Annotated in this window: 17 protein-coding genes; 6 read left to right on the top strand and 11 right to left on the bottom strand. The window is 69.4% G+C overall.

Translation table 11 applies throughout. From position 1 onward, the window contains the following. From QH270_RS03035 to QH270_RS03050, 4 genes are all read right to left on the bottom strand, one after another. Positions 1-1,012 (bottom strand): acyl-CoA dehydrogenase family protein (locus QH270_RS03035; protein ID WP_280338786.1); only part of this gene is annotated, 1,012 nt, incomplete at its 3' end. A gap of 28 nt (positions 1,013-1,040) precedes the next feature. Continuing rightward, positions 1,041-2,183: an acyl-CoA dehydrogenase family protein gene (locus tag QH270_RS03040; RefSeq protein WP_280338787.1), complete on the bottom strand. Its 1,143-nt coding sequence runs from the start codon at positions 2,181-2,183 to the stop codon at positions 1,041-1,043. Then, the gene (locus QH270_RS03045; protein WP_280338788.1) at positions 2,184-3,053 is read right to left on the bottom strand and encodes an enoyl-CoA hydratase; all 870 of its coding nucleotides are present in this window, start codon (positions 3,051-3,053) and stop codon (positions 2,184-2,186) included. Then, the gene (locus tag QH270_RS03050; protein WP_280338789.1) at positions 3,050-4,597 is read right to left on the bottom strand and encodes a FadD3 family acyl-CoA ligase; all 1,548 of its coding nucleotides are present in this window, start codon (positions 4,595-4,597) and stop codon (positions 3,050-3,052) included. The genes QH270_RS03045 and QH270_RS03050 overlap by 4 nt, the downstream gene beginning before the upstream one ends. A 55-nt stretch (positions 4,598-4,652) precedes the next feature. Between QH270_RS03050 and QH270_RS03055 the strand changes: the two genes are divergently transcribed. The 5 genes from QH270_RS03055 to QH270_RS03075 all read left to right on the top strand — a co-directional run bounded on the left by QH270_RS03055 (position 4,653) and on the right by QH270_RS03075 (position 9,371). Continuing rightward, complete coding sequence (locus QH270_RS03055; RefSeq protein WP_280338790.1) at positions 4,653-5,840, top strand: acyl-CoA dehydrogenase family protein; 1,188 nt, start codon at positions 4,653-4,655, stop codon at positions 5,838-5,840. Further along, positions 5,837-6,634 (top strand): SDR family oxidoreductase, encoded by a 798-nt coding sequence (locus QH270_RS03060; RefSeq protein WP_019044742.1) that lies wholly within the window; start codon positions 5,837-5,839, stop codon positions 6,632-6,634. Before QH270_RS03055 ends, QH270_RS03060 begins: the two co-directional genes overlap by 4 nt. Positions 6,635-6,667: 33 nt before the next feature. Next, on the top strand, positions 6,668-7,279 hold the full coding sequence (locus tag QH270_RS03065; protein WP_280338791.1) for a TetR/AcrR family transcriptional regulator: 612 nt from the start codon (positions 6,668-6,670) through the stop codon (positions 7,277-7,279). Positions 7,280-7,314: 35 nt separating this feature from the next. Beyond that, positions 7,315-8,475 (top strand): acetyl-CoA C-acetyltransferase, encoded by a 1,161-nt coding sequence (locus tag QH270_RS03070; protein ID WP_280338825.1) that lies wholly within the window; start codon positions 7,315-7,317, stop codon positions 8,473-8,475. Between the two features lie 224 nt (positions 8,476-8,699). Beyond that, positions 8,700-9,371 carry an Rv0361 family membrane protein gene (locus QH270_RS03075; protein ID WP_280338792.1) on the top strand — a complete coding sequence of 224 codons (672 nt, stop codon included), beginning with the start codon at positions 8,700-8,702 and terminating at the stop codon, positions 9,369-9,371. 40 nt (positions 9,372-9,411) lie between these two features. Here the strand turns inward: QH270_RS03075 and QH270_RS03080 are convergent, their stop codons facing one another. Next, positions 9,412-9,741 carry a hypothetical protein gene (locus tag QH270_RS03080; RefSeq protein ID WP_280338793.1) on the bottom strand — a complete coding sequence of 110 codons (330 nt, stop codon included), beginning with the start codon at positions 9,739-9,741 and terminating at the stop codon, positions 9,412-9,414. A 181-nt stretch (positions 9,742-9,922) separates the two neighbouring features. Here QH270_RS03080 and QH270_RS03085 point away from each other — a divergent pair, with 181 nt between their 5' ends. Then, a complete protein-coding gene (locus QH270_RS03085; RefSeq protein WP_280338794.1) occupies positions 9,923-11,893 on the top strand; it encodes a molybdopterin-containing oxidoreductase family protein in 1,971 nt (656 codons plus the stop codon). Positions 11,894-11,902: 9 nt separating this feature from the next. Here the strand turns inward: QH270_RS03085 and QH270_RS03090 are convergent, their stop codons facing one another. From QH270_RS03090 to QH270_RS03115, 6 genes are all read right to left on the bottom strand, one after another. Beyond that, complete coding sequence (locus QH270_RS03090; protein ID WP_280338795.1) at positions 11,903-13,153, bottom strand: arginine deiminase; 1,251 nt, start codon at positions 13,151-13,153, stop codon at positions 11,903-11,905. 27 nt (positions 13,154-13,180) lie between these two features. Further along, positions 13,181-14,620: a basic amino acid/polyamine antiporter gene (locus tag QH270_RS03095; RefSeq protein WP_280338796.1), complete on the bottom strand. Its 1,440-nt coding sequence runs from the start codon at positions 14,618-14,620 to the stop codon at positions 13,181-13,183. Between the two features lie 370 nt (positions 14,621-14,990). Beyond that, positions 14,991-16,073, bottom strand: a complete 1,083-nt coding sequence (locus QH270_RS03100; protein WP_280338797.1) for an NAD(P)H-dependent flavin oxidoreductase — start codon at positions 16,071-16,073, stop codon at positions 14,991-14,993. Further along, positions 16,070-16,819: a CoA-transferase subunit beta gene (locus QH270_RS03105; RefSeq protein ID WP_280338798.1), complete on the bottom strand. Its 750-nt coding sequence runs from the start codon at positions 16,817-16,819 to the stop codon at positions 16,070-16,072. Before QH270_RS03105 ends, QH270_RS03100 begins: the two co-directional genes overlap by 4 nt. Further along, a complete protein-coding gene (locus QH270_RS03110) occupies positions 16,816-17,694 on the bottom strand; it encodes a CoA transferase subunit A (protein ID WP_280338799.1) in 879 nt (292 codons plus the stop codon). Before QH270_RS03110 ends, QH270_RS03105 begins: the two co-directional genes overlap by 4 nt. A gap of 6 nt (positions 17,695-17,700) precedes the next feature. Continuing rightward, on the bottom strand, positions 17,701-18,465 hold the full coding sequence (locus QH270_RS03115) for an enoyl-CoA hydratase family protein (protein ID WP_280338800.1): 765 nt from the start codon (positions 18,463-18,465) through the stop codon (positions 17,701-17,703). Between the last annotated feature and the right edge of the window lie 23 nt (positions 18,466-18,488).

The following is an 18,488-nucleotide window of genomic DNA, read 5'->3' on the forward strand; positions in this document are numbered from 1 at the left end:
CGGCCGCGACGCGGCCGCGGTGGAAATCGGCGGTGCCCCAGGCGGTGCGCAGCGCGGTCACTCTGGTCAGCCACAGCGAGAGGTCGCATTCGGCGGTGTAGCCGATGGCGCCGTGCACCTGCAGGCCGACGCGAGCGGCGCGGTGAGCCGCGTCGCCACAGGCCACCAAGGCCGCCGACACATCGCGGGCGCGGTCGGCCGAATCGAGCGTGAGCGCCGCGCGGTAGACCAGCGGCTCGGCCAGATCCAGCGCGATCAGCACATCGGCGAGCTGCTGCTTCACGGCCTGGAATTCGCCGATCACGCGGCCGAACTGCTTGCGCTGCTTGGCGTAGGTGGTGGTCTGCTCGAGGATCGCCCGGCCCGCGCCGAGCAGCTGGGCGGCGCAGGCGAGCACGCCGATGTCGAAGGCGTAGTCGAGCGCGTCCTGGACCTCCGCCGCCACGGTCTCCCCGGTGCCGACGCGGAAGAGCTTGCGCGCCGGGTCGATCGACTGTCGCGGGCCGATCGCCGCCGGATCGGTCGCACCCCCGGACTCCCCGGACGCAACCGTGCCGACCGCGAGAGCGCCCGCCGCGGCGGTCAAGACGACCTCGGCGGTCTCGGCGTCGAGCGCGACGGCGCGCTGGGGAACGTCGAAGGTGATGGTGCCGAGCGACGCTCCGCCGGCCAGGCCGGGCAGCCACCGCTGCGCCGGACCGGCATCGGGAAGTCGTTGCAGCAGTGCGGGAATCACTGCGGCCGACTCGATCACCGGGCCGGGCAGCGCGGCGCGACCCGTTTCGATCAGGGCGACGACGAGGTCGACCGGGGTGGCGTCGGCGCCGTCGTACTTCTCGTCGACGATCAGGCCGAAGACGCCCATCTCGGCGAGCTGGCGCAGCAGGGCGCGACCCTTGTCGGTGTCACCGGCGGACCAGGCGCGCACCGCGGCGGGCACCTGCCCGGCGTCGAGGATCTTGCGCAGCTCGGCCGCGAAGTCGAGCTGTTCGGTGCTGAGCGCGAATCTCATCGCGAGCCTCCTGTGATCGGGCGGGAGCTCATCGCTTGCTCTCCCGCGGCAGGCCGAGGATGCGCTCGGCGATGATGTTGCGCTGGATCTCGTTGGTACCGGCGTAGATCGGGCCGGACAGCGAGAACAGGTAGCCGTCGGTCCACTTGCTCGTGAGCTCGGCGGCGGGGCCGAGCAGATCGAGGGCCGTCTCGTGCATGGCGATGTCGAGCTCGGACCAGAACACCTTGGTGATCGAGGACTCCGCGCCGAGCTGGCCGCCGTCGGTGAGCCGGGTGACGGTGCCGAAGGTGTGCAGCCGGTACGACTCGGCGCCGATCCACGCGTCCACCACGGCATCGCGCGCGGCGGTGTCGGTGGGCTCGGCGGTCTCGGACCACAGATCGATCAGGCGCTGCGCGGTGGCGCTGAAGCGGCCGGGGCTGCGCAGCGAGAGGCCGCGCTCGTTGCTCGAGGTGGCCATGGCCACCCGCCAGCCCTCGTTCACCCCGCCGATCACATCCTGGTCGGGGACGAACACGTCGTCGAAGAAGATCTCGGCGAAGCCGGGCTCCCCGTCGAGCTGCGGGATCGGCCGCACGCTCACGCCCTCGGCGGTGAGCGGGAACATCACGTAGGTCAGCCCGTGGTGGCGCTGCGCCTCCGGGTCGCTGCGGAACAGGCCGAAGCCCCAATCCGCGAACGCCGCACGCGAACTCCAGGTCTTCTGGCCGTTGAGCAGCCAACCGCCCTCGGTGCGCCGGGCCGTCGAGCGCAGGCTCGCCAGGTCGCTGCCCGACTCGGGTTCCGACCAGGCCTGCGCCCAGATGTCGTCGGCGCGGGCCATCCGCGGCAGGAACCGGGCCAGCTGTTCGGGGGTGCCGTGCTCGAACAGGGTCGGGGCCAGCAGGAAGATGCCGTTCTGGCTCACCCGGCCGGGCGCGCCCGCCGCGTAGTACTCCTGCTCGAACAGCACCCATTCGAGAATGGAGGCGTCCCGGCCGCCGTACTCGGCGGGCCAGGACACCGCCGACAGCCGGGCGTCGGCCAGCTTCGCCTCCCACTCGCGGTGCGCCTCGAACCCCGCCTTGGTGTCCATCGACGGCAGCGGCTCACGCGGGACATGGGTGGCGAGGAACTCGCGCACCTCCAGCTGGAACTCCCGGACTGCCGGGTCGATATCGAGATCCACTTACTTCGTCCCGTTCTGTTCGGTCGCGGCGCCCTTCATCGAGCGGGCGTTCATCCCGCCGAGCGAATCGGCGCCGACTTCGGCGTTGTGGGCGTGCGCGAAATGGTGCAGTCCGAAGACCGAGTCCATTCCGGAGCGCATTCCCATCAGGTCTTCGGCCTGGTTGACGGCCTTCTTGGTGAGCGCGAGGCCGAATTGCGGCATGGCGGAGATCTTCTCGGCAAGCGCCATCGTCTCGGTCTCGAGTTCCGCGCGCGGGACGACCCGGTTCACCATGCCCCACTCCTTGGCCTGGGCGGCGTCGAACCGGTCACCGGTGTAAAGGAACTCCTTGGCCGCGCGCGGCCCCATCACCCACGGATGGGCGAAGTACTCCACACCCGGGATGCCCATCCGGACAACGGGATCGGAGAAGAACGCGTCCTCGGAGCAGACGATCAGGTCGCACACCCAGGCCAGCATCAGTCCGCCCGCGATGCAGGCGCCCTGCACCATCGCCACCATGGGCTTGGGGATCTCGCGCCAGCGACGGCACATGCCCAGGTACACCTCGGACTCGCGCGCGAAGCGCTGATCGCCGCCCTCGCGGTCGACGTGATCCCACCACAGCGCGGCCGTGTTCTCGTAGCGCACATGATGATCGCGCCCCGGCGTGCCGATGTCGTGGCCCGCGCTGAAGTGTTTCCCGTTGCCCGCCAGCACGATCACCTTGACCTCGGGATCCTCGACGGCCCGCACGAAGGCGGCGTCGAGGGCGTAGGTCATCTTCGAGTTCTGCGCGTTGCGGAACTCGGGCCGGTTCATGGTGACGACGGCGACCGCGCCGCGCACCTCGTAGGTGACGACCTCGGCCTCGGTTTCGGGACTCACGATTTCTCCTCACGTAGCTCGCGCTTGAGCACCTTGCCCGCCGCGCTGTAGGGCAGCTGGTCGCGGAACTCCACGAGCCGGGGCACCTTGAAATTGGCCAGCTTGCTCGCCGCGAAGGCGAGCACCTCCTCGGCGGTCAGCGTCGAGCCGGCCTTGCGGACGACGACGGCCTTGCCGACCTCGCCCATCCGCTCGTCGGGCACGCCGATGACGGCCGATTCGGCGACGCCGTCGAGCCGGGCCAGGGTCTGTTCGATCTCGGCGGGGTACACGTTGAAGCCGCCGGTGATGTACATGTCCTTGAGCCGGTCGGTGATCTTGAGATAGCCGCGCTCGTCGACGATGCCGATGTCGCCGGTGTGCAGCCAGCCGTCGGCGTCGATGGCCTCGGCGGTGGCCTCGGGGTCGTCGAGGTAGCCGAGCATGACGTTCGGCCCGCGCAGCAGCACCTCGCCGGCCTCGGACAGCCGCAGTTCGAAGTCGGCGATGGGTCCGCCGCAGGTGTTGGCGATGGTGGCCGCGTCGTCCTCGGGCCTGCACATGGTGCCGAAACCGGCCGACTCGGACAGGCCGTAGGCGGTGATGACCACCTCGAACTCGAGGTCGTCGCGCATCCGCTCGATCAGCACCACCGGCACGGTCGCCGCGCCGGTCACCGCCACCCGCAACGAGCTCAGGTCGTGCTCGCCGCGCCGGGGATGCTCGAGGATGGTCTGGTAGATCGTCGGCGGACCGGTGAGCACGGTGATCCGCTCGGACTCGATCATCGCCAGCGTGGCCGGCACGTCGAAGGTGGCCTGCGGCACGATCGTCGCGCCGGTGACCAGGCACGCCAGGATGCCCGCCTTGTAACCGAAGTTGTGGAAGAACGGCGGGATCATCAGGTACCGGTCGCCCGCGCGCAGCGTCGAGCACTCGACCCAGCCGCGCACCACGCCGAGCGCCTGCCGGTGCGCGACGAGCGTGCCCTTGCTGCGGCCGGTGGTGCCGGAGGTGAACAGGATGTCGGAGATGTCGTCGGGGGAGACGGCGGCGGCGCGTGCCTCGCCGGTCTCCGCCGACACCGTCTCGGCGAGTTCGAGCAGAGCCGACCAGGCGAGGGTCGAGCCGTGCGCGGAGTCGTCCTCCACCGGAATCACCACGACCGTGTCGATGGCGAGGTCGGGCGCCTCGGCGAGCAGTTCGGCGGCCCGGTCCCTGCCCAGGAACGGGCCGGCGACGAACAGTGCCTTCGCGTCGACCCGGCGCAGCACGTCGGCCGCCTCGGCCGCCATGTAGCGGGTGTTGAGCGGAACGAGCGCGGCGCCGACGGAGTGCGCGGCCAGGGCGGCGACGACCCAGTGATGGGTGTTGGGCGCCCACATGGCGACCCGGTCGCCGGAATCGATGCCACGGGCGATCAGCGCGCGCGCCGCGATCCGGACCTGGTCGAGCAGTTGGCCCCAGGTCAGGCGGGTCGCGCCGTCGATCAGGGCCGGTTCGTCCTGGTACGCCGCGGCGACGTCACGCAGTGCCTGCGGGGTGGTCTGTGCAGGGGGTGTCACGGGGTCCTCACCAATCGGCTAACAAAGCAAGTGCTTGGTAGGTTATCCTACCGACGTGGGCGTGATCCAGACCTCAGATTCCGATACCGCGACCTCCGACGCGGAGTTTTGCGCGGAAATACGCGACTGGCTGGCCGAAAACCTGTCCGGAGAGTTCCGTGACCTGCGTGGCACCGGTGGCCCCGGGCGCGAGCACGAGTTCTTCGAGGAACGGCTGGCCTGGGACCGGCACCTCGCCGCGGCGGGCTGGACCTGCCTCGGCTGGCCGGTCGAATACGGCGGCCGCGGTGCCAGCGTGCGCCAGCAGGTGATCTTCCACGAGGAGTACGCCAAGGCCGACGCGCCTGCGCGGGTCTCCCACGTGGGCGAGGAACTGCTCGGCCCGACCCTGCTCGCCTTCGGCACCGAGGAGCAGAAGCGGCGTTTCCTGCCCGGCGTGCGCTCGGTCGGCGAGCTGTGGTGCCAGGGCTACTCCGAACCGGGCGCCGGTTCCGACCTGGCCGCGGTGAGCACGACCGCGCGCCTCGACGGCGACAAGTGGGTGATCAACGGCCAGAAGATCTGGACCTCGCTCGCGCACGTCGCCGACTGGTGCTTCGTCATCGCGCGCACCGAGAAGGGCTCGAGCAGGCACAAGGGCCTGTCCTACCTGCTGGTTCCGATGGACCAGCCGGGCATCGAGGTGCGGCCGATCGAACAGCTCACCGGCACGTCCGAATTCAACGAGGTGTTCTTCGACGACGCCGTCACCGAGGCGGGCCTGGTCGTCGGCGAGTCGGGCGACGGCTGGCGCGTCGCCATGGGCACCCTGACCTTCGAGCGCGGCATCTCCACGCTCGGCCAGCAGATCCGGTTCGCCCGCGAACTCGCCGACATCGAGGCGCTGGCCCGGCGCACCGGCGCGGCCGACGACCCGTTGATCGCCGACCGCATCGACAACGCCTGGGTCGGCCTGCGGGTGCTGCGCGCGCACGCGCTGCGCACCATGAGCGAGGACACCCACGACGCCGGTGGCGCGTCGGTGTCGAAGCTGCTGTGGGGCAACTGGCATCGCGGACTCGGCGAACTGGCCATGGCGGTGCAGGGCGCCGCCGGGCTGGTCCTCGGGCCCGACGACATGACCGCATGGCAGCGGCTGTACCTGTTCAGCCGCGCCGACACGATCTACGGAGGTTCGAACGAAGTGCAGCGCAACATCATCGCCGAGCGAGTGCTCGGTCTGCCACGAGAGGCTCGCCCGTGACCGGCCCACTGTCCGTCCCGCCGCCGTCCATCCCCGGCCACGGTCTGCTGACCGGCCGCAAGGCCGTCATCACCGCCGCAGCGGGCACCGGGATCGGCTCGTCCACCGCGCGCAGGCTGCTCGAAGAGGGCGCTGACGTCGTCGTCTCCGACTGGCACGAGCGTAGGCTCACCGAGACCGCCGAGCTGCTGGCCAAGGAGTTCCCCGAGCGCAAGGTCGGCGCGGTCGTCTGCGACGTCCGCGATACCGCGCAGGTGAACGAGCTGCTCACCGCGGCCGCGGCCGAGCTCGGCCGGATCGACATCATGGTCAACAACGCCGGTCTCGGGGGCGAGACCCCGGTCGTCGACATGACCGACGAGCAGTGGGACCAGGTGCTCGACATCACGCTCACCGGTACCTTCCGGTGCACCAGGGCCGCGCTCGGCTACTTCCGCTCGGCCGGCCACGGCGGCGTGATCGTCAACAACGCCAGCGTGCTCGGCTGGCGTGCCCAGCACGGCCAGGCGCACTACGCCGCCGCCAAGGCCGGCGTGATGGCGCTGACCAGGTGCAGCGCCGTCGAAGCCGCGGAGTTCGGGGTCCGGATCAACGCCGTCGCGCCGAGCATCGCCCGGCACCCGTTCCTGGACAAGGTGAGCTCGACCGAACTGCTCGACGCGCTCAGCGAGCGCGAGGCCTTCGGCCGCGCGGCCGAGCCGTGGGAAGTCGCCGCGACGATCGCCATGCTGGCCAGCGACTACACCTCGTACCTGACCGGCGAGGTGGTCTCGGTGAGCAGTCAACGCGCATGATGAGCGGGCGCCCGAGTATGGAGGAATGACACCGTGACCGCACCCGACACCGTGAAACGCACCCGCCGCGAGGAACTGCTCGGCCTGGCCGCCGACCTGTTCGCCGAGCGTGGCCTGCGTGCCACCACCGTGCGCGACATCGCCGACTCGGCGGGGATCCTCTCGGGCAGCCTCTATCACCATTTCGACTCCAAGGAGTCGATGGTCGACGAGATCCTGCGCGGCTTCCTCGACGACCTGTTCGGCCGCTACCGCGAGATCGCGGCGGCGGGCCTGAGCTCGCGGGAGACGTTGGAGGCCTTGGTGATCGCCTCCTACGAATCCTTCGACCGGCACCACGCCGCCGTCGCCATCTACCAGGCCGAGGCCAAGAACCTGCGCGATGTGGAGCGCTTCGCCTACATCCGCGACTTCAACACCGAGTTCCGCGAGCTGTGGCACAAGGTGCTCACCGCCGGTGTCGCCGACGGCAGCTTCCGGCCCGAACTCGACGTGGAACTGGCGTTCCGCTTCCTGCGCGACACCGTGTGGGTCGCGGTGCGCTGGTACACCCCCGGCGGCCAGATCGCCGTGAAAAGCCTTGCCCAGCAGTATCTGACCATCGTGCTCGACGGGCTGACCGTGCCCGCGAGCACAGCGAAGTAGGAGTTCCCATGACCGAGCGCCGCCCGTACACCCCGCTGCGGGAAGCCTATGTAGTCGACGCGGTCCGCACCGCGGTCGGCAAGCGCGGTGGCGCGCTGGCCGGCGTGCACCCGGCCGACCTGGGCGCCGCCGCCGTGCGCGGACTGATCGAGCGCACCGGCATCGATCCCGCCGTCGTCGACGACGTGATCGTCGGCTGCGTCGACAACATCGGCCCGCAGGCGGGCAATATCGGCCGCACCATGTGGCTGACCGCCGGTTACCCCGAGTCGGTGCCCGGTGTCACCGTCGACCGCCAGTGCGGTTCCAGCCAGCAGGCCATCAACTTCGGCGCCCAGGCCATCATGAGCGGCACCGCCGAGGTGATCGTGGCCGGCGGTGTGCAGAACATGAGCGCCATCCCGATCTCGGCCGCCATGCTGGCGGGCAAGGAGTACGGCTTCGAGTCGCCGTTCGTCGGCGCGACCGGCTGGGACGAGCGCTACGGCACCGACGAGGTCTCGCAGTTCCGCGGCGCCGAGCTGATCGCCGAGAAGTGGGGCATCACCCGCGAGGACATGGAGCAGTGGGCGCTGCGCAGCCACGAGCGCGCCCGCGCCGCCATCGCCGCGGGCCGCTTCGACAACGAGATCGTGCCGGTCGGCGACTTCACCGTCGACCAGGGGCCGCGCGAGACCAGCCTGGAGAAGATGGCGAGCCTGCAGCCGCTCGGCGAGGGCAGCCCGCTCACCGCCGCGGTGGCCAGCCAGATCTCCGACGGCGCGAGCGCGACGCTGCTCGCCTCGGACTGGGCCGTCAAGGAGTACGGGCTCACCCCGCGGGCCCGCATCCATCACGTCAGCGCGCGTGGCGCCGACCCGATCTTCATGCTGAGCGCGCCGATTCCGGCGACCCAGTGGGCGCTGGAGAAGACCGGGCTCACCATCGACGACATCGACGTCATCGAGATCAACGAGGCCTTCGCGCCGGTGGTGCTGGCCTGGATCAAGGAGATCGGCGCCGATCCGGCGAAGGTCAATGTCAACGGCGGCGCGATCGCGCTCGGCCACCCGCTTGGCGCGACCGGCGCCAAGCTGTTCGCGACCCTGCTCAACGAGCTGGAGCGGGTGAACGGCCGGTACGGTCTGCTCACCATCTGTGAGGGTGGCGGCACGGCGAACGTCACCATCATCGAACGGCTCGGCGCCGCCGAGTAATTCGCCGCGCAGCCGATGACGGCCCGGTGCTGGAGTTTCCGGCACCGGGCCGTAGTGCTGTATACGGCGGTTTCCGCACTTGCGAGCGCTCGATCGGTCACCGACACTGGAACGTTGCTCATCCCTGGGCCGCCGCGATAACACGTTGGCGCAGTGGGTAAGCCATGAGCTGAAGTGGTGCCGGATCTGGGTGTCACTCGTGAGAGCAGGAGCAGGAATTCCGAATGGGTCACCCACAACCGCCCTACCCGTATCAAGGTCAGCCGTATCAGGGTCAGCCGTACCCGCAGGGCCCGCCGATGCCGGGTCAGCCCTACCCGCAGGGGCGGCCGATGCCCGGTCAGCCCTATCCGCCGCAGGGCCAGCCCTATCCGCAGGGTCAGCCCTACCAGCACGGCGGGCCGCAGTACGGCGCGCCGGGTGGGTACGGTCAGCCGCCGCGCCGGTCCGGCGGTGGCGGCAAGGTCGCGCTCCTCGTCGGTGGCGCGGTCGTCCTGATCGCGGCGGCGGTCGGCGGCTTCCTCCTCCTCGGCCCCGGCGGTGGCTCGATCGGTGGCGGTGGTTACGACACCCCGCGCGAGGCGGCGCAGGCGTGGGTCGATCAGAAGGGTGACCTCGAAGATCTGGTGTGCTCCTCGGATCGGGACGAGATCGCGAAGTACAAGAACAAGTCGACGCCGACCGCGGCGCCCTCGGGCACCGGGCTGCCGAAGACGACAACGACGCTGCAGAGTGTGGACGTCCCGTCCGGCAGCGATTCCGGGACCTTCACCACGGCCATGTCCATGGAGATCCTCGGCCAGAAGACCACCACCAAGGCGACCTACAAGCTGGTCGAGGAAGACGGTGGCTGGAAGGTGTGCGGCATTCTCAACCCGGTCATCGAGACCGAATGAGGGTTACGGGTCGGCCCCTTTCGGCCGACCCGGTTCTCGTTCACCACCAATAGGTCACGACATCCCAGCGCTGGAGAGTGCCAGGGGTGTCGCAGTGGGCCCAAGACTGCTGCCCGTTCCACGCCATGTTGCCGCGGCGCTCGTAGGTGGCCCAGCTGCTGCCGAACCATCCCCACCAGTGCCTGCACTCGATGCGCACCTGATGCCGCACCGGCCAATAGCACTGCGAATACGCCGCGCTGTTGTTGACCGGATGTGCCGAGCATCCCGGCTGCCATGGCTGCGCCTGAACCGGCGCCGCGCCCATCACCACCCCCGCGCCGAGCAGCATTGCCGCCGACGCGCTCACCATCAATTTCTTGCCGATCATCTCCTACCTCCCACCAAGCGTGGGGGCACGATGCCCCGACCTGTGACAGGGCCTCCGCGCAAATCGATCCTTTGTGGTGCCACGCGTCCGCGAAACCACTCTTACGTGACTTACATCACAATTCCGGCGGTGAGTGTTACTGCCGGGCGTGTTCGGCGGGCTGTCGGTGCTCCCCCTTACGATGGATCGGGTGAAGGTGCTCGGAGCGTGCCCACTCGATTGCCCCGACGCGTGCTCGTGGGTGGTCTCCGTCGAGGACGGGGTCGCCACCGGCCTGCGCGGGAACAAGGATCACCCGGTGACGCGCGGCGCCCTGTGTGTGAAGGTGAACCGCTACCTCGAGCAGCTCGGTGCGCCGGACCGGCTGCGCTATCCGCTGCGCCGGGTCGGGCCCAAGGGCTCGGGCCGATTCGAGCGGATCACCTGGGACGAGGCGCTCGACGAGATCGCCACCAGGCTCACCGGCATCATCGACGAGTTCGGCGCCGAGGCGATCTGGCCGTTCCACGGCACCGGCAGCCTCGGCTACCTCCAGGGCATGGAGGGATTTCCCGGGCGCCGCCTGTTCAATGTGCTCGGCGCCTCCCACCACCGGCCGACGATCTGCTCGGTCGCGGGCAGCGCCGGTCTGAGCTACACCCTCGGCACCGCGGGCGGCATGGATCCCGAGGACCTCGCGCACGCGCGACTGATCCTGCTGTGGGGCACCAATCCGCTCACCTCGGGCCATCACGTCTGGAAGTTCGTGCAGGACAGCGGCGCCTACCTGGTGTCGATCGATCCGGTGCGCACCAAGACCTCCGAGCGCTGCGACGAGCACCTCGCGCCGCTGCCAGGCACCGACGCCGCGCTGGCCTTCGGCCTGCTGCACGTGATCGTCTCCCTCGGCGCGCAGGACGACGCGTTCATCGCCGAGCACACCGAGGGCTGGCCCGAATTCCGAGACCGGATCGCCGAATTCACCCCCGAACGCACCGCGGCGATCACCGGGGTGCCGCGCGAACAGATCGTCGCGCTCGGCGAGCGGATCGCGCGCACCAGGCCGACCGCCATCCGCGCCTCCCAGGGCATGCAGCGCCACGCGGGCGGCGGGATGGCGCTGCGCGTGCTGGCCTGCCTGCCCGGTGTCACCGGAGACTGGGCCATTCGCGGTGGGGGACTGCACTATTCGACCAGCGGCCACTTCCGGCTCGACGTCGGCGCGCTGATCCGCGACGATCTGCTGCCGCGCCCGGTGCGCACCCTGTCGATGACCAGGCTCGGCGAGGCTCTGCTCGACACCGAGGACCCACCGGTCAAGGCGCTGTTCGTGATCGCCGCCAACCCGGTCGGCTCGAATCCCGACCAGCGCAGGGTGATCGAGGGTCTGTCGCGTGAGGATCTGTTCACGGTGGTGCTCGAGCACTTCGCCACCGACACCGTCGACTACGCCGACATCGTGCTGCCCGCCACCATGCAGCCCGAACACCTCGACGTGATCGCCGGGTACGGACACCTCTACCTGGTGTGGAACGAACCCGCCGTCGAGCCGCCGGGCGAATGCCTGTCCACCACCGAGACCTTCCGCAGGCTCGCGCGCCGGCTCGGGCTCACCGAACCGGCCCTCTACGATTCCGACGAGGAGCTGGCGAAGCAACTGCTGCGGGGTCACGACCTCGATCGCCTGCGCGCCGACGGTTTCCTCAAGGTGCAGGCGGGGCCGGTGCCCGCGGGCAAACTCCAGTTCGTCTCCGCCAGAGCCGAACTGGCCGGACATGATCCGTTCCCGGCCTACACCCCGCCCGCCGACCCCGGCGACGGACTCGTGCTGATCTCGGCCGCCTCGCACTACTTCCTGAACACCACCTTCGGCGCCAACCCCGAATTGCGCCGCCGCGCGGGCGAATCCACGATCACGCTGCATCCCGACGACGCCGCAGCGCGTGGCATCGCCGAGGGGGCCGCGGTGCTGGTGGCCAACTCGCGTGGCGAGTTCGAGGCCGTGGCCGAGCTGTCCGATCGGGTGCGTCCCGGCGTCGCGGCCACGACCAAGGGCCGCTGGGCCAAGTTCACCAACGGCGCCACGGTCAACGCGACGATCGCCGAACGCGACGCGGACTACGGTGGCGGCGCGGTGTTCCACGACAACCGCGTCGAGGTGCGGCCACGCTGACCGAACCGCTCAGAACTCGACGGCGTCGCGGATCAGCGGGCAGGTCATGCAGTGGCCGCCGCCCCGGCCCCGGCCCAGTTCGGCGCCGACGATGGTGATCACCTCGACGCCTTCCTTGCGCAGGGCCGCGTTGGTGTGGGTGTTGCGGTCGTAGGCGAACACCACGCCGGGTTCGGCGGCGAACAGGTTGTTGCCGCTGTCCCACTGCTGGCGTTCGTTGGCGTAGTAGCCGCCGCCGGTCTCGACCACCCGCAGTTTCGGCAGGTTCAGCGCTGCGGCGACCACCTCGAGGAACGGCGCGGTCTCCTCGACCACCTCGATGCCGGGCGCCCGGTCGGTGGGCCGCAGGGAGAACGGGTGGATGCCGTAGACGATGTCGGGGTACACCGTCACCAGGTCGCGGTCGGCGAAGGTGAGCACCGTGTCGAGATGCATGGCCGAGCGCAGCTTCGGCATACCGGCCACGATCACCCGCTCGGCCGCACCGGCGTCGAACAGCGCTGCGGCGACCTGGGTGATCGCCTGCCGCGATGTCCGTTCGCTCATCCCGATCAGGACCACCCCGTTGCCCACCGGCATCACATCCCCGCCCTCGAAGGTCGCCAGCCCCCAATCCTGTTCGGGATCGCCCCACCAGACCTTCGCGCCGGTGAAGTCGGGATGGAAGGCATAGATCGCGGCCATCAGCAGCGTCTCGTCGTGCCGGGCCGGCCAGTACAGCGGGTTGAGGGTGACGCCGCCGTAGAGCCAGCAGGTGGTGTCGCGGGTGTAGAGGGTGTTCGGGAGCGGCGGCATCAGATATTCGCGGACTCCGGATTGTTCGCGCGCGAGTGCCAGGTAGCCGGAACGGAATTCGGCGGGGAGGTCGGCGGTCGCGAGTCCGCCGATGAGGTAGGTCGCCAGGGTGCGGTCGTCCATCGAGGCCAGGTAGGCCCTGGTGTCGTCGATCAGTCCGAGCCCCACCTCGTTGGCGACGATCTTGCGGTCCAGAATCCAGTCCTTCGCGCCGGCCACGGCGAGGGTTTCGGCGAGCAGATTGTGCAGCTCGACCACTTCGATGCCGCGGTCGCGCATCTTGGTCATGAAGTCGAAGTGGTCGCGCTTGGCGTTCTGCACCCACAGCACGTCGTCGAAGAGCAGGTCATCGCAATTGGTCGGGGTGAGTCGCTCGTGGGCCAGGCCGGGCGCGCAGACCAGCACCTTGCGCAGTGTGCCGACTTCGGAATGCACGCCGAACGCGGTGGCGAGGGGTTCCGTCATTTCTGCTCCTCGGAGATCGGGGCGGACTCAGATCGAGATGGCGCCGGTCGCCAGGCCGGCGATGCCGATGACAGCGCCGAGAGCGACGGCGGCGAACAGGGTCGCCTCCCAGGGCGAGAAGACCCGCCTGCCCGCCTCGCGACGGGTCAGGGCGAACAGGATGGTGCCCGGCGCGTAGATGATGCACGACAGCAGCAGGAATTCGAGACCGGCCGCGACCAGCATGAACGCGGTGTAGAAGGTGGCGACGAAGGCGATGACCAGCTCTTTGGTGCGGTCGCCCGGCCGGATCCGCGCATAGGTCTCCCTGGTGTAGGCGAGTTTGAGCGCGTAGGCCGCGGCCAGCAGGTACGGCACCAGCGACAGCGAACTGCACAGCTTCAGGGTGAAGGTGAACGCGTCGTCGGAGAACAGGGTGGTGATCAGCACGATCTGGATCAGCACGGTGGTGAAGATCAGCGCCACCACCGGCACGTTCGCGGCGTTGACCCGGGCCAGGAACGAGGGCATGTCCCGGTCCTTCGCCGCCACGAACAACACCTCCGCGGCCATCAGGGTCCAGGCCAGGTAGGCGCCGAGGACCGAGATGATCAGCCCGATGCTGATGAACCAGGCACCCCAGGTGCCGACGGCGGATTCGAAGACCGGCGACATCGACGGCTGCTGCGCCACGGCGAGTTCGTCACGCGGCATGATGCCGAAGGCCACCATCGTCACCGACGCGAAGATGGCCAGCACACTGAGGAAGCCGAGCACCGTGGCGCGGCCGATGTCCTCGCGCTTGCGCGCGTACCTCGAGTACACGCTCGCGCCCTCGATGCCGAGGAACACGAACACCGTCACCAGCATCGTCGAGCGCACCTGCTCGACCAGCGATTCGGAATACGCGTCGCCGCCCCAGAAGTTGTCGGCGAAGACACCGGGGTCGAAGTAGAACAGCAGCACCACGATGAACACCAGGATCGGCACCAGCTTGGCCACGGTGACGATCTGGTTGATCGTGGCGGCCTCCTGGACACCGCGCAGCACCATGAAATGGAACGCCCAGATGCACACCGTCGACAGCAGCACCGCCGGCACGGTGTTGCCCTCGCCGAACAGGGGCAGCACCTGCCCGAGCGTGGACTTGATCAGGACCCAGTAGCTGACATTGCCGACACAGGCGCTGGCCCAGTAGCCGAAGGCGGAGAAGAAGCCGAGGTACTCACCGAAGCCGGCCTTGGCGTAGGCGTAGACACCGGCGTCGAGGTCGGGCTTGCGCACCGCCAGCGTCTGGAAGACGAACGCCAGCATCAGCATGCCGGTGCCGGCGATGGCCCACGCGATGATCGCGCCGAAGCCGCCGGTGGCCTGCCCGAAATTGCGCGGTAGCGAGAACACGCCCGCGCCGACCATGGAGCCGACCACCATCGCCGACAGGGTCAGCAGCGGCATCGTCTTCGTCGCCGTCTGTTCCGAGGCTGTCATCGCGCTACTCCTCCGGATCGGTGCTGGCGATGGGCCGGGCACGGGCCGAAGGAGCGGCGGCGAGTGCGGGGCAATCATCGCGCATACCGGCATCGTCGACGCTGGGAACTGCGCCCGATCCCCGGGGCGACGTGACATCCCGCGACGGTGTCGATGTCTGGCAAATACTAGGCGACCCAGGGTCGATGGAGCGGCTTCGAGCGCGAGTCGTGACCACGCTGTAGCCGAGGGCCGCAACAGCACCGGACCCGATGCGCACCTCGTGAGTGCGGCATCGGGTCCGGTGTTTCGATCGCCCCGTGGGACCGACGGTTGGCTCTGGGCCGTCGATCGGGGCGAGTCCGGGGTGGGAGCCGGGTGCGGCTCCGGGTCAGTGGGCCTCGGCGGCCGGCTCGATGGTCAGCGCCGAGACGGCCTCGATCCGGGCGAGGGCGTCGGCGACGATGCCCTCGATCAGCTCGGCCACGGTCGGCAGGCTGTCGATGATGCCGGTGACCTGCCCGGCGGGCAGCACGCCCGCGTCGGTGCGGCCCTCGACCAGTCCGGCCTTGGTGAGCATGGCCGAGTTCGCCGCCATCACGACCTGCGACCAGCTGAGGTCCTTGGTCTTGCGCATGGCCAGCCCGTCGCGCATCAGCGTCGACCACTTCATGCCGGTCATGGACTTGAACTTGGCCGCGTTGCCGACCGCCGCCGACAGGCCGCGCCAGCCGCCGGAATGCTCCAGCCGCTCGACCAGTTCGGTGTTCAGCATCCGGTGCGGCATGCCGTCGACCTTCACCGACACCACCGTGTCCTGCAGGCCGCGCGCCAGGTACTCCTGCTTGACGGCCTCGGGCACGGTGCTCTCCTGGGTGAGCAGGAAACGGGTGCCCATCGCGACACCCGCCGCGCCGTAGGACAGCGCGGCGGCCAGGCCGCGACCGTCGAAGAAGCCGCCGGCGGCGACCACCGGGATGTCGACCGCGTCGAGCACCGAGGGCAGCAGCAGGGTCGTGGCGACCGGGCCGGTGTGGCCGCCGCCCTCGCCGCCCTGCACGATCACCGCGTCGGCGCCCCAGGAGGCCACCTTCACCGCGTGCTTGGCCGCGCCGATCGACGGAACCACCACCACGCCGGCGTCCTTGAGCTTGGCGATGAGGTCCTTCTTGGGCGCGAGCGCGAACGAGGCGACCTTGACCTGCTCGCGGATGAGCAGGTCGATGCGGTCGGTGGCGTCGGTCGCGTCGGCGCGGATGTTCACGCCGAAGGGCTTGCCGGTGAGCGACTTGGTCTTGGCGATCGCCGCCTCGAGCTCCTCGAAGGTCATCGTGGCCGAGGCCAGGATGCCGAGTCCGCCCGCGTTGGCGGTGGCCGCGACCAGGCGCGGACCGGCGACCCAGCCCATCCCGGTCTGCACGACCGGATGCTCGATGCCGACCAGCTCGGTCAGCGGAGTCCGCAGCCGGCTCATGCCGCCACCACTTCCTTCTCCCGGAAACCCTTGGGGTCGAGCACGGTCCGGATGATCCGCAGCTCTTCCTCGGTGGGCAGCCTGGTCTCGCCCGCAGTGCCGAGTTCGGCGACCTCGAAGGAGGTGTTCTCGGCGACCTCGTCGGCGCTCACGCCTGGGTGCAGCGACAGCGCGCGCAGCGTGTGGTCGGGACCGTTGAAGTCGAACACGCCCAGGTTGGTGACCACGCGGTGCAGGTGATGGAAGCGGTAGGCCGGGTTCTCGGGATCGATGCGGTCGTAGCCGATGCCGGAGATGATGTCGACCTGGTCGACGAACACGCGCTTGTTGTGCCGGGGCACGAAGTAGCTGGTGGCGTGGTTGATGGTGTTGCCGGGCGCGCCGCGCACACCGAACATCTGCCGGGTCGGCTGCTGCAGCGGACCGAAGGCCGACAGGTTCTGGTTGCCGAACCGGTCGAGCTGGTTGGCGCCCATCACCACGTGCCGACGCCCGGAGGCGACCACATCGAACACCTTGGAGAACGGAATCCAGCCCTCCACCCGCGCTATCGCGCCGATGGCCCGGACCTCGGCGAAGAACAGCGCCTCGCCGTCGGACAGCAGCAGGTCGGGTTCGAAGGTGAGCCGGGCCAGCCGTGCGCCGATGGTGGTGACCGTCGACATCGGGCTCGCCATGATCTCGCCCGCGCCGCGGAAGATCTCCGCGGCCGCGACGACACAAACCTCAGCGCGAGTAATGCTCATTGCTTCTGCTCCTCGGCGAAAGCGGTGACTGCGGCCTGGTATTCGTTCTCGGACACGTCGAGATACCGCGCCTTGAACTCGGCCCACGCCTCCGGCGTCTTCGCGGCCTCCACGTAGTGCTTCTGGAACTTCTCGTCGCGGCCGTAGCTGCCGGAGAAGGTGAAGTGCGCGCCGCCCGGCGCCTCGACGACACCGTCGACCATCATCCGGTTGAGGATGATCGACTGCTGCGGAACGGCTTTCACCAGCTCCTCGGTCTCGACGAGACGATCGGCTGAGACGTAGCGGCGCTCGGCGGCCAGGCAGTACAGGTCGTCGAAGTACGGGTCGACGCCGGTGTAGGCGGCGTTGCCGTGCTTGTCGGCCAGGTCCAGGTGCACGAACGCGGCGTCGAGGTTCAGCGCGGGCATCGCCACGAGCGTCTCGGTCTTGCCGTCGGTCGGATACGGCGAGGCGACCGTCTTCAGCTCGCCCTCCCAGAAGTCGAGCACCGCCGAGCCGAGCCCGGCCCGGATCGGCAGGAACGGCAGGCGCGCTGCGGCGGCCTGCAGGCCGCACTTGACCATGCCCTCGTCCATCTCGCGCACGGTGATGGCGCCCTCGGTGCGCGCCTTGGCGAACCACGGATCGTAGAAGGGGGCCGAGTCCAGGGACACGAAGCCGTAGTAGGCCTTGCGTACCTTGCCCGCCGAGCACAGCAGGCCCAGATCGGGACCGCCGTAGGTGACCACGGTGAGATCGGTGACGTCGGAGCGCAGCAGCGCCCGCACCAGCGCCATCGGCTTGCGCCGGGAGCCCCAGCCGCCGATGCCGATCGTCATTCCGCTGCGCAGCTCGCCGACGATCTCGTCGAGCGTCATTCGCTTGTCGCGCATGGCTTTCTAGTTCTCCTTCTTCTGCGCGGCGAGATCGTCGTCGAAACGCGCCCGGATCTCGTCGGCCACGCCGGCGAGGTTGAGCTCCATGGTGAAGCCCTGCTCGTAGCGGTAGGAGCGGTGCACGTCCTGCACGTCGATGCCGTTGAGCGCGCGCTTGGCGGCCCGGATCACGCGGCCGTCCTTGTTCGCGATGTTCTCGGCGACCTCCATCGCGGCGGCATCGAGCTCGGCGCGCGGGACCACCTTGTACACCGAGCCGTAGTGGAGCAGCTGCTGGGCGGTGAGCTTGCCCGCGGTGTAGAACATGGTCCGCATCAGATGCTGGGGAACCAGGCGCGCCAGGTGGGTGGCCGCGCCGAGTGCGCCACGGTCCACCTCGGGCAGGCCGAAGGTGGCGTCGTCGGAGGCGACGATGACATCGGAGTTGCCGACCAGGCCGATGCCGCCGCCGAGGCAGAAGCCGTTGACGGCGGTGACGACCGGCACCTGGCAGTCGTAGACGGCGGCGAACGCCTCGAAGCAGCCGTGGTTGGCGCGGATCAGCGCGGTGTGCCCGCTGTCGGCGTTCATCTCCTTGATGTCGACGCCGGCGTTGAAGCCGCGACCCTCGGCCCGCAGCACCACCACCCGGGTCCCCGGATCACGTCCCGCGTCCCTGATCGCGTCGGCCAGCGCGAACCAGCCATCGGACGGCAGTGCGTTGACCGGCGGGTAGTCGACGGTGACGACTTCGACGCCCTCGGTTTCGGTGTGACGGTGTATCCCCATCGCAAGTCCCATCGTGCGCGCCT

The sequence above is a fragment of the Nocardia neocaledoniensis genome, from assembly GCF_029868625.1.
Taxonomy (GTDB): domain Bacteria; phylum Actinomycetota; class Actinomycetes; order Mycobacteriales; family Mycobacteriaceae; genus Nocardia; species Nocardia neocaledoniensis_A.

Excerpts from the sequence above, each read along its gene's own strand:
- QH270_RS03090 (WP_280338795.1), bottom strand. The coding sequence starts at position 13,153 with ATGACGGAACCCCTCGCCACCGCGTTCGGCGTGCATTCCGAAGTCGGC.
- QH270_RS03075 (WP_280338792.1), top strand. The coding sequence starts at position 8,700 with ATGGGTCACCCACAACCGCCCTACCCGTATCAAGGTCAGCCGTATCAG.
- QH270_RS03105 (WP_280338798.1), bottom strand. The coding sequence starts at position 16,819 with ATGAGCATTACTCGCGCTGAGGTTTGTGTCGTCGCGGCCGCGGAGATC.
- QH270_RS03115 (WP_280338800.1), bottom strand. The coding sequence starts at position 18,465 with ATGGGGATACACCGTCACACCGAAACCGAGGGCGTCGAAGTCGTCACC.
- QH270_RS03095 (WP_280338796.1), bottom strand. The coding sequence starts at position 14,620 with ATGACAGCCTCGGAACAGACGGCGACGAAGACGATGCCGCTGCTGACC.
- QH270_RS03110 (WP_280338799.1), bottom strand. The coding sequence starts at position 17,694 with ATGCGCGACAAGCGAATGACGCTCGACGAGATCGTCGGCGAGCTGCGC.
- QH270_RS03080 (WP_280338793.1), bottom strand. The coding sequence starts at position 9,741 with ATGATCGGCAAGAAATTGATGGTGAGCGCGTCGGCGGCAATGCTGCTC.
- QH270_RS03085 (WP_280338794.1), top strand. The coding sequence starts at position 9,923 with ATGGATCGGGTGAAGGTGCTCGGAGCGTGCCCACTCGATTGCCCCGAC.
- QH270_RS03100 (WP_280338797.1), bottom strand. The coding sequence starts at position 16,073 with ATGAGCCGGCTGCGGACTCCGCTGACCGAGCTGGTCGGCATCGAGCAT.